Consider the following 9,792-nt stretch of genomic DNA (forward strand, 5'->3'; position numbering starts at 1 on the left):
GGATCCCGACATGGTGGCGCGTATCAAGAATTCTCGGTTCGTGTGGCAGGCGCTGGACCTGCTCGACGGTGAGGTGACCGAGGAGTCGCTCGACCACTTTCGGTCGACGCTCGAAATGACCGCGTCGGCGAAACAGCTCGGCGACCTCAGGGCAGGTCTTACAACTCTGGTGGACCAGCTGCAAGGCCGGCTCCTGACCGACGATGACTTCCCGGGACCACTCGTCGGTGACGGATGGCGAGCAGCTGCGATGGCGATCGTCGTGCGCGGCAAGGCGGAGCATGCACGCGTGGTCGCCTCTGAGGGCGAGGTCCACGTTCCGTGGCCCACTGAATTCGCTCTCGAGGTTTTCGACGCGGTCGAGGTTGCGTTCGAGACGGTGTCGGGCGCCACGGATCTTCCCTACCACACTCGCGACGAAGGAATCGTCTCCGTTTCTGTTCAGGACAGGGAAAGCATCAAGGAGACCTTACCGACGACCTATGCCGCGATCCTGGCTGCCGCCCGAGTGATCGAGTCCGACCAAGGTCTTGCCGCCGCGCTCGAGCCGCCGGGTCCAGATTTCCTCTACATCCAGATCTGGCCATGGAACGACCGCTTCGATACGCGTGTGCTGCGGACGGGCACGGGCATCATGGTGATCGTCGACTTCCAGATGGACGTGAATCGGCCGCCGGACACCACGGCTTTCGGCATCCAGATCATCGCCGAAGCGGTCGCGGCGGCGAACAAGAAGTTCGGCATCCCGGTGCCCCCCGGCCTGAAGGACCTCGAAGGCGGGGCATGAGACGCGAGCCTTCCTGGTCCGCGGCGCCAGCCAGGCGCCGTTCACACCTTCACGGTTCATCGGGACGCCCGCGCGCTCACGCCTGGAGGGCGTCGTACTCCGCCTCGGCCGCGACGTCGTCCTCGACGTCCAGCCGCAGGTGCGCGAGCAGCATCTGCAGCACGCGCAGCGCGCTCGCCGCACGCTCGCCCCAGAGCGAGAGGTAGGAGAACTGCCACCACCACAGCGCCTCGATCTTCTGCCCGGCGTCGTAGTGCTGCAGGCCCTTGGCGAGGGCCTCCGCGACGGTCGCCACGTCGTCGGACACCGCGGCGCTGCCGACCTCGGCGCTCAGCACCGGGTCGACGACCTCGGGGTAGCCGTCGAGGCCGTCGAGCTGGCGGGCGAGAGCCTCGCGCAGCGGCCCGACGTCGGTGTCGTCGCCGTCGTCCGGCTCGAACCGCTCGGGTGGGACGACGTCGACCATCGCACCCAGGCGGGCGCCCGCGGCCAGGACGTCGGAGGTGGCGAGCATGAGCAGCGGGATCACCGCGTCGGGGGCGTCACCCGTGGCGACGTCACGCGCCGTGCACAGGAACGCGCGGGCCTGCTCGGCGACGGCCTCGACGACCTCGTGGAGGTCCGAGCCGCGGTGCCCCGCGCGCGTGCTCCCGGTCTCAGCCACCCACCAGCCTCCTGCCCTCGAACGCCCGGCCCAGCGTGACCTCGTCGGCGTACTCCAAGTCTCCGCCCACCGGCAGGCCGGACGCGAGCCGAGTCACGCGCACGCCCATGGGCACCAGCAGCCGCGAGAGGTAGGTCGCGGTGGCCTCGCCCTCGACGTTCGGGTCGGTCGCGATGATGATCTCCTCGACCGTGGCATCGGCGAGCCGCGTCATGAGCTGGCTGATCCGCAGGTCGTCCGGGCCGATATTCTCGATCGGGTTGATGGCCCCGCCGAGCACGTGGTACTTGCCGCGGAACTCGCGGGTGCGCTCGACCGCGACGACGTCCTTGGCCTCCTCGACGACGCAGATCACCGTCTCGGAACGGCGCGGGTCGGCGCAGATGCGGCACCGCTCCGCCTCGGCGACGTTGCCGCACACGTCGCAGAAGCGCACGCGCGCCTTGACCTCCGTCAGGGCGTCCGCGAGCCGCCGCACGTCCGCCGTGTCGGCGGCGAGCAGGTGGAACGCGATGCGCTGCGCGCTCTTGGGCCCGACGCCGGGAAGCCGGCCGAGCTCGTCGATCAGGTCTTGGACCGCGCCTTCATACACCCCGTCAGCCTACGATGCGGGTACGACAGCCCGGGACGCCGGCGAGCTCCGCCAGCAGGTCGGCCGACAGCGGCGCGACCGAGTGGGACGCCACCGGGCGCGCCGGGTCGACCCAGGCGTGCTCCGCGATCTCGGCCCGGACGCGGACGTCGAAGCCGGCGGGCAGGTCGACCTCGAAGACGTGCGCGTCGACCACGTGGTCCGGCTCGTTGGCCGCGACGGCGGCGCGCCGGCCGAGGGCACGCGCGGCGCCCGGGTCGACGACGAGGCCGATCTCCTCCGCGCACTCGCGCACCAGCGCGGCCGCGGGCGCCTCGCCGGGCTCGATCTTGCCGCCGACCTGCATGAACGCCGCGGTCCCGCGCTTGCGCACGAGCAGCGCGCGGCCGTCGTCGCGCACGATGACGGCGGCGACGATGTGCAGGGTGGTCGGTGCCGCCCCGCGGTCTCCCCCGGTCATTCGCCGTCCACGATCTCCTCGATGACGACGCCGCCGAGCGCCTGGATCACGAGCGGCACGCCGACGAGGCCGGACGTCGCGAGGTCGGGGTCGTCGTCGGAGAAGTCGTCCGGCGCCGGCTCCGGGGCACGCTCGGGCGCGCCGTTGCGGCCCGACGTCGCGGCCGGCGCGGCGCCCGCGGACCGGCGGGCGTGGGCGATGGCCGCGGCCGCCGCGGAGGGGCGCTGGCGGGCGGCCTGACCCGGCGGGGCCGCGGAGGCTCGCGGAGCCTCGACCACCGCGACCGGGGCGGGCCCGGGCTCGGCGTCGTCGAACGGCGGCTCGGTCGCCACCGCGCCCGCGAGCCACGCGGCGTCCGCCTCGGCGGCGGCGTCGGCAGCGCCCGGGACAGCGGCGCCCGGAGCTGCGGTGTCCGGGGCCGTGACGTCCGGGACGGCGGCGGCCCGGGCCGGAGCCGGAGCCGGCCGGTCGAGCAGGCCGACCGCCGTCGGCCGGGGTCCGCCGCTCCCGGACCCCTCGCCGCCGGAGCCGTCCTGGGCGGCGTCCCGTGCGGCACCGGTCGACGCGGTCCGCGCAGTCGCCGCTGGATCGGTGGACGACGGCCCCGCGGGGGCGAGGTCCGCGTCGTCCCACCCCGCACCGCCCGCTGGGGCGGTACCGCCGGCGGGGCCGGCGGCGGCCGAGGGAGCGACCCCGCTCTGCGGACCCGAACCACCACCCCCGTCGCCCGACAGCCCCGCCGCGGGACCGCCGTCGCCGACGACCGCCACGACGCGCGCCTGGAAGCCGAGCGTCTCGTAGACGGCCTGCTGCACGAGCTCCGCGTGCGGGCCGTTCTGGAAGCTGCGGTGCGCGCCGGGGTTCGAGAAGGCGAGCGTGAGCGCGTCGTCCGTCAGCGAGCCGACCTGGCCGTTGCCGGAGACGAGGATCCACGTCAGCCGCTTGAGCCGGTTGAGGGTGTCGAGCACCTCGGGCCAACGGCGGCGCAGCATCTCGGCGTTCATCGAGTCGACGCCGCCCGGGGCATCGGTCCCGGCCTCCGCCGAGGACTCCTGGTGGGTGGCGGGCTCGCCCTCGACGGACGGCTCGCCCTCGGTGGCGCGCTCCGCGACGGGCTCCGCCGGCTCGTCCGCGGCGGGTGCGGTGTCGGGCTCGTCGGGCCCGCTGACGAGCTCCGCGACAGGTTCCGGTTCCGCAGCAGGCTCGGGAACTGGCGCAGGTGCGGGTTCAGCGGCCGGCCGCGAAGCGGCCTCCGGGGGTGCGGCGACCGTCGCGACCGGCACCTCGACGGCCGGGGCCGACTCCGCGCCTGTCGAGGCGGGCGCCGGCGCATCCCCGCCGGGACCGCCGCGCCGCGCCTGGAGCGCCGCCCGGGCGGCCGCGGCGCCGCGGCTGGTCGCCGCCGCGTCGCGCCGCCCGCCCGCGGGCGCGCCGGCGTCGGCCGCCGGTGCGTCGGCGACGCGCACGGTAGGCCGAGCCGCGGCGCCGCTCCCGCCGGCCGGGGCGCCGTCGCGCTCGAGCCGCTCGACCCGCGCCGCGAGGTCTCCCGCGGCGGCGCCGGGCACGAGCAGGCGCGCGCAGAGCAGCTCGAGGTGCAGCCGCGGCGAGGTGGCGCCCGACATCTCGGTGAGCGCGGCGTTGGTCAGGTCAGCCGCGCGGGAGAGCTCCGCGACGCCGAGGTTCTGCGCCTGCGTGCGCATCCGGCCGAGCTGGTCGGCCGGCAGGTCGCGGAACACCGCGTCGGCCGACTCCCCCGAGACGCCGATGACCACGAGATCGCGCAACCGCTCCAGCAGGTCCTCGACGAACCGGCGGGGCTCGTGGCCGCTGGAGACCACGTGATCCACGACCCGGAACATGCTCGCGCCGTCACGCGCGGCGAGGGCGTCCACGACGTCGTCGAGCAGCGCGGCGTGCGTGAACCCGAGCAGCGCGACGGCGCGGTCGTAGTCGACCGTGCCGTCCTCGGCGCCCGCGATGAGCTGGTCCATGACCGAGAGCGAGTCGCGCACCGAGCCGCCGCCCGCGCGCACGACGAGCGGCACGACGCCCGCGCCGATCGTCACGCCCTCGGCCGCGCACAGCTGCTCGAGGTAGGGGCCGAGCACGTCCGGCGGCACGAGCCGGAACGGGTAGTGGTGGGTGCGCGAGCGGATCGTCCCGATGACCTTGTCGGGCTCCGTCGTGGCGAAGATGAACTTGATGTGCGGCGGCGGCTCCTCGACGATCTTGAGCAGCGCGTTGAACCCCTGCGAGGTGACCATGTGGGCCTCGTCGAGGATGAAGATCTTGAACCGGTCGCGCGCCGGCGCGAAGGTGGCCCGCTCGCGCAGGTCGCGGGCGTCGTCGACCCCGCCGTGCGAGGCCGCGTCGATCTCGACGACGTCCAGGCTGCCCGACCCGCCGCGGGCCAGCTCGACGCACGACTCGCACTCGCCGCACGGCGTGGGGGTGGGCCCCTGCGCGCAGTTCAGGCAGCGCGCCAGGATCCGCGCCGACGTCGTCTTGCCGCAGCCGCGGGGGCCGGAGAAGAGGTAGGCGTGGGTGATGCGCCCCGAGCGGAGCGCCTGCATGAGCGGGCCCGTGACGTGCTCCTGACCGATCACCTCGGCGAAGTCGTCGGGCCGGTAGCGGCGGTACAGAGCGGTGGTCACCCCCGCAACTCTAGACGCCGCGACCGACAACCCCGAGGCCCGCTCAGCGCCGCAGCGCGCGCTTGGCGAGCGTGTTCCCGAGCCACTGGATGAGCTGCACGATGACGATGATGATCCCCACGACGATCCCGGTCACGGCCCAGTCGTACTGCCGGTACCCGTAGACGATCGCGAAGTCGCCGAGCCCGCCGGCGCCGAGGTACCCGCCGATGGCGGACATGTCGAGCACCACGACGAACAGGAACGTGGTCCCGAGGATCAGCGGCGAGAGGGCCTCGGGGATCAGCACCGTGCGCACGATCCGCAGGGGCGACGCCCCCATCGCACGCGCCGCCTCGACGACGCCCGGGTCGATCGAGACGAGGTTCTGCTCCACCAGCCGCGCGAAGACGAACGCCGACATGATGCACATCGCGAACGTGAACGCCTCGATGCCGATCGTCTTGCCGACGACGGCGCGGGTCACCGGCCCGAGCGCGACGAGGAAGATGATGAACGGCACCGGCCGCACGACGTTGACGAGGACGTTGATCACGGCGAACACCGGGCGGTTCGCAAGCAGGTTGCCCGGCCGGGTCAGGTAGAGCCCCATGCCGATCACGAGACCGAGCACGCCGCCCACGGCGAGCGCGACGACGACCATCCAGGACGTCTCGAGGAACGCCTCCCACAGGAGGGGCATCAGCTGGTCCGCAGTCATGAGGCGCTCCTCTCCTCGGCGTCGCCGGCGTCGCGCGGGGCGCTCGCCGTGCCGTGGTCGACGACGTCGGTCACCGCGCGCAGACCCGCGAGGGCCTCCTCGACGCTCGTCCCGTCGCCGACGAGCTCGAGCGTGAGAGACCCGTAGGGCCGCTCGGCGACCTCCGTGATGCCGCCGTAGACGATGGTCCCGTCGACGCCGTGCCGGCGGAGCACGTGGGTGACCTGCGCGGAGGACCCCGAGACGTCGTCGACCCCGACGGTGACGATGCGGCCGGTGTGCCGGGCGCGCAGCCGCTCGATCACGGCGGGCGACGGGCGGTCCTTGAGCGCGGTGGACACGAAACGGCGTGTGACGTCCTGCCGCGGCGCGCTGAACACCTGGTAGGCGTCGCCGAGCTCGACGACCCTGCCGTGCTCCATGACGGCGACGCGGTCGCAGATCGAGCGCACCACGTCCATCTCGTGGGTGACGACCACGACGGTGATGCCCAGCTCGCGGTTGACCCGCTGCAGCAGGGCGAGCACGTCCTGCGTGGTCTCGGGGTCCAGCGCGCTCGTGGCCTCGTCCGCCAGCAGGATCCTGGGCGTGGTCGCGAGGGCGCGCGCGATGCCGACGCGCTGCTTCTGGCCGCCCGACAGCTTCGACGGGTAGACGTCGGCCTTGTCCGCGATGCCGACGAAGTCGAGGAGCTCGCGCACCCGCTCGCGCCGCTGGTCCTTCGACCAGCCGGCGACCTCGAGCGGGTAGGAGACGTTGCCCGCCACCGTCCGCGACGAGAGCAGGTTGAACTGCTGGAAGATCATGCCGATGCCGGCGCGCACCGGCCGCAGGCGAGCTTCCGACAGCCCCGTGAGATCCGTGCCGTCGACGACGACCGAGCCGCCCGTGGTCCGCTCGAGCGCGTTGACGAGGCGCACGAGCGTGGACTTGCCGGCGCCCGAGTAGCCGATGACGCCGAAGATCTCGCCGGCACGGACGTCGAGCGTCACGCCGTCGACGGCCCGCACCTCGCCACCCTTGCCCCGCCCCGGGAACACCTTGGCGGCGTCCCGGAAGCCGATGATCGTCTCGCCCGCGGCGGTGGGCATCAGCCCTTCGCCGCCATGTCGTCGGTGATCTTGCCGAGGATGCGCTTGAGGTCGGCGGGGTCGTTGTCCTTGATGACCCCCGTGCCGCCGGACGCCGCGAGGACGCCCTTCTCGACCTCGGGCGTGTGGTAGATGTCGATGAGCTTCTGCAGCGTCTTGTCGTTCGCGTCCTCGGCCCGTGAGACCCACACGTTGATGTAGGGCTCGGCGGCCGCGGAGTCGGGGTCGTCGGTGAACAGCGCGTCGTCCTCGCTCAGGTGCGCGTCACCGACGAAGTCGTTGTTGATGATGGAGGCGTCGACGTCCTTCAGCGACAGCGCGGTCTGCGCGGCGTCGACGGGCGTCACCGTGACCTTGGACTTGTCGGCGACGACGTCGGCCGGCGTGGACAACGAGCTGCCGCCGTCCTTGAGGCTGATGAGGCCGGCCTCCTGGAGCACGAGGAGCGCGCGCGCCTGGTTGGTGTCGTCGTTGGGGATGGCGACCTCGCCGCCCTGGGGGATGTCCTCCAGAGACGTGTGCTTGGCGGAGTACAGGGCCAGCGGGTAGACCGCGGTCGCGCCGATCGGCGTGAGGTCGTCGCCGGAGGACTGGTTGTAGCCGGCCAGGAACTGCAGGTGCTGGAACTGGTTGACGTCCAGGTCACCGTCGGCCAGGCCCTGGTTCGGCAGCTGGTAGTCGGAGAAGTTGACGATCTTGACCGTGAGGCCGTCGTCGGCCGCGGCCTTCGTGAACGTGTCCCAGTACGCGTCGCCGGAGTTCACGACGCCGATGCGGATCGGGTCGTCGGCGGTGCCGGCGGAGATTCCCGCGGTGTCGTCGCTGCCGCTGCTGCCCGGCGCGCAGGCCGAGAGCGTGAGCGCGAGGGCGGCGAGGACGCCTGCGGCGCGGGCGGCGCGGCGGCCGCCGCGGCGGGCGGTCGGTCGGGAGGTGCTGCGGGACATGGCTGTCCTTCCGGAGCGGGCGACACCGGGGCGTCGTCGTGAGCGGGAGCGGCGGGGCCGCGGCCGCCGGCGGGGGCCGGCGACGGGAAGATCGGGGTGCACCGGCGTGGCCGGGGCGGCGGACCGACGGGGTGCGTCGGGGAGCGCTCGGGGTCAGCGACCCTCGCGCATTCGGCCCGCGGCGTCCGCGCGAGCACACATCGCATCCCGCGGACAGGGTCGCGCGGTCGTCAGGGCTGCTGCGGCGGTCGAGGACATAGGTCAAGGTGACCATCCGACCGGCGCGGGCACCAACCCGGCGACCGAAAAATCCCACGATCCGGTCAGATTGGCGACCACATCGCGGATTCTGTGACCTGCGCCACGGCGTCCGGGAATGCAAAGGACCCCCCGCACACCCGCCAGAGCTCACCTGCCCTTGCTGCCTTCCGGCCCTGGGGGAGTTCAGCGAGATGACGCCGCACGAGGGGTCTGCGCACAGCCTAGCCCAGCACCCCCGCCAGGCCGAAACCGCCGGGGCCCGGACTACCCGCGCGCCGCCGTCCGACCCTCGAGCCAGGCATCGACCTCCGCGAGGTACCGGGCGCGCTCGTCGTCGGTCAGGAAGGAGGAGACGAAGGAGTGCCGGGCGAAGCGGGCCATCGTCGCGTCGTCGGCCCCGAAGGTATCCTGGACCGCGGCGACGTTCGCGTCGACGTGCCCACCGAAGTACGGCGGGTCGTCGGAGTTGATGGACACGACGAGGCCGCGCTCGAGCATCGTCATGATCGGGTGGTCCGCCATCGTGTCGACCGTGCGCAGCCGGACGTTCGACAGCGGGCAGACGGTCAGCGGCACCTGGTCGGCGACCAGCCGCTCGACGACGGCGTCGTCCTCCAGGCAGCGGATGCCGTGGTCGACGCGCTCCACGCGCAGCACGTCGAGGGCCTCGGTGATGTACGACGGCGGCCCCTCCTCCCCCGCGTGCGCCACCAGGTGCAGGCCGTGCTCGCGCGCCAGGTCGTATACCTCGGTGAAGAGCGACGGCGGGTAGCCGACCTCTGCGGAGTCCAGGCCGATCCCGTCGAAGCGCGCCCCGGACGCGATCAGCTCGCGCAGCAGGCCGAGCGCCTCCTCGGCCGGCGCGTCCCGCCAGAACGAGACGATGAGCCGGGTCGTGATCCCGAAGTCCTCCTCGCTACGGTCAAGGACGTCGCGGATCCCGCCGACCACGGTCTGGGCCGGGATCCCGCGGCGCACGTGGGCCTGGACGTCGCTGGACACCTCCGCGTGGCGTACGCCGGCGGCGGCCGCGCGCGCCAGGTATCGGCGCGTCATCTCCGCGAAGTCCTCCCGGGTTCGCAGCACGGTGAGGTTCACGTACAGCAGGTCGAGGAACGACTGCAGGTCCGTGAACGCGTACCGGCTCTCGAGGTCCGCGAGGTCATTCCAGGGCAGGTCGACGCCGTTGCGCGCGGCGGTCTCCATGATGAAGTCGGGCTCGAGCGTCCCGTCCAGGTGCAGGTGCAGCTCGGCGACGGGGAGCGGGGCGGGTGTCGGGGTCGGCATCCTCGGAAATCTAGCCACCGCCCGCGCCGCCGGCACCCCCGGCGCGCCTGCCGTGCCCGATGACGGATCTCACGTCCTGCGGATTCGGTCCCGCGGGCGGTGGTCAGGTAGTCTCTGGGGGCTGCCGTACGCCGTCCCTCGCGGGACACCGCGGACGGTCGCAGCCAGGAGGATTCGCCTAGCGGCCTATGGCGCACGCTTGGAAAGCGTGTTGGGTGTGAAAGCCCTCGGGGGTTCGAATCCCCCATCCTCCGCCGTGTGATGAGTCGGGACATCGTTCATAGATGTGTCGCGTCATCGTTCATATCGAGAGCCCGGCCATCGGCCGGGCTCTCGATCGTTGTTGCGCCAG

The 9,792-nt window shown here is 72.9% G+C and carries 9 protein-coding genes, 1 tRNA gene and 1 other RNA gene; 2 read left to right on the forward strand and 9 right to left on the reverse strand.

From position 1 onward, the window contains the following. Positions 1 to 10: 10 nt before the first annotated feature. A complete protein-coding gene (locus tag EDF32_RS04015; RefSeq protein ID WP_123307192.1) occupies positions 11 to 787 on the forward strand; it encodes a hypothetical protein in 777 nt (258 codons plus the stop codon). 76 nt (positions 788 to 863) lie between these two features. On the opposite strand, the gene EDF32_RS04020 is transcribed toward EDF32_RS04015, so the two are convergent. The 9 genes from EDF32_RS04020 to EDF32_RS04060 form a co-directional block, all read right to left on the reverse strand. Then, a complete protein-coding gene (locus EDF32_RS04020) occupies positions 864 to 1,451 on the reverse strand; it encodes a DUF5063 domain-containing protein (protein WP_123307193.1) in 588 nt (195 codons plus the stop codon). After that, entirely contained in the window at positions 1,444 to 2,043 is a 600-nt protein-coding gene (gene recR / locus EDF32_RS04025; RefSeq protein WP_123307194.1) for a recombination mediator RecR, read from the reverse strand. The genes EDF32_RS04020 and recR overlap by 8 nt, the downstream gene beginning before the upstream one ends. A gap of 4 nt (positions 2,044 to 2,047) precedes the next feature. Then, positions 2,048 to 2,503 carry an NUDIX domain-containing protein gene (locus tag EDF32_RS04030; RefSeq protein WP_123307195.1) on the reverse strand — a complete coding sequence of 152 codons (456 nt, stop codon included), beginning with the start codon at positions 2,501 to 2,503 and terminating at the stop codon, positions 2,048 to 2,050. Then, complete coding sequence (locus EDF32_RS04035) at positions 2,500 to 5,157, reverse strand: DNA polymerase III subunit gamma and tau (RefSeq protein ID WP_123307196.1); 2,658 nt, start codon at positions 5,155 to 5,157, stop codon at positions 2,500 to 2,502. The genes EDF32_RS04030 and EDF32_RS04035 overlap by 4 nt, the downstream gene beginning before the upstream one ends. A gap of 43 nt (positions 5,158 to 5,200) precedes the next feature. Then, on the reverse strand, positions 5,201 to 5,857 hold the full coding sequence (locus EDF32_RS04040) for a methionine ABC transporter permease (RefSeq protein WP_123307197.1): 657 nt from the start codon (positions 5,855 to 5,857) through the stop codon (positions 5,201 to 5,203). After that, complete coding sequence (locus tag EDF32_RS04045; RefSeq protein WP_123307198.1) at positions 5,854 to 6,948, reverse strand: methionine ABC transporter ATP-binding protein; 1,095 nt, start codon at positions 6,946 to 6,948, stop codon at positions 5,854 to 5,856. The genes EDF32_RS04040 and EDF32_RS04045 overlap by 4 nt, the downstream gene beginning before the upstream one ends. Next, positions 6,948 to 7,892, reverse strand: a complete 945-nt coding sequence (locus EDF32_RS04050) for a MetQ/NlpA family ABC transporter substrate-binding protein (protein WP_123307199.1) — start codon at positions 7,890 to 7,892, stop codon at positions 6,948 to 6,950. The genes EDF32_RS04045 and EDF32_RS04050 overlap by 1 nt, the downstream gene beginning before the upstream one ends. A 378-nt stretch (positions 7,893 to 8,270) precedes the next feature. Then, an RNA gene (gene ffs / locus EDF32_RS04055) (signal recognition particle sRNA small type) lies at positions 8,271 to 8,367 on the reverse strand. 50 nt (positions 8,368 to 8,417) lie between these two features. Continuing rightward, on the reverse strand, positions 8,418 to 9,440 hold the full coding sequence (locus tag EDF32_RS04060; RefSeq protein WP_123307200.1) for an adenosine deaminase: 1,023 nt from the start codon (positions 9,438 to 9,440) through the stop codon (positions 8,418 to 8,420). A gap of 167 nt (positions 9,441 to 9,607) precedes the next feature. Here EDF32_RS04060 and EDF32_RS04065 point away from each other — a divergent pair. Next, positions 9,608 to 9,694: transfer RNA gene (locus EDF32_RS04065), tRNA-Ser, on the forward strand. The last annotated feature ends 98 nt before the right edge of the window (positions 9,695 to 9,792 follow it).

The sequence above is a fragment of the Cellulomonas sp. PhB143 genome (genome assembly GCF_003752595.1).
Lineage (GTDB): Bacteria > Actinomycetota > Actinomycetes > Actinomycetales > Cellulomonadaceae > Paraoerskovia.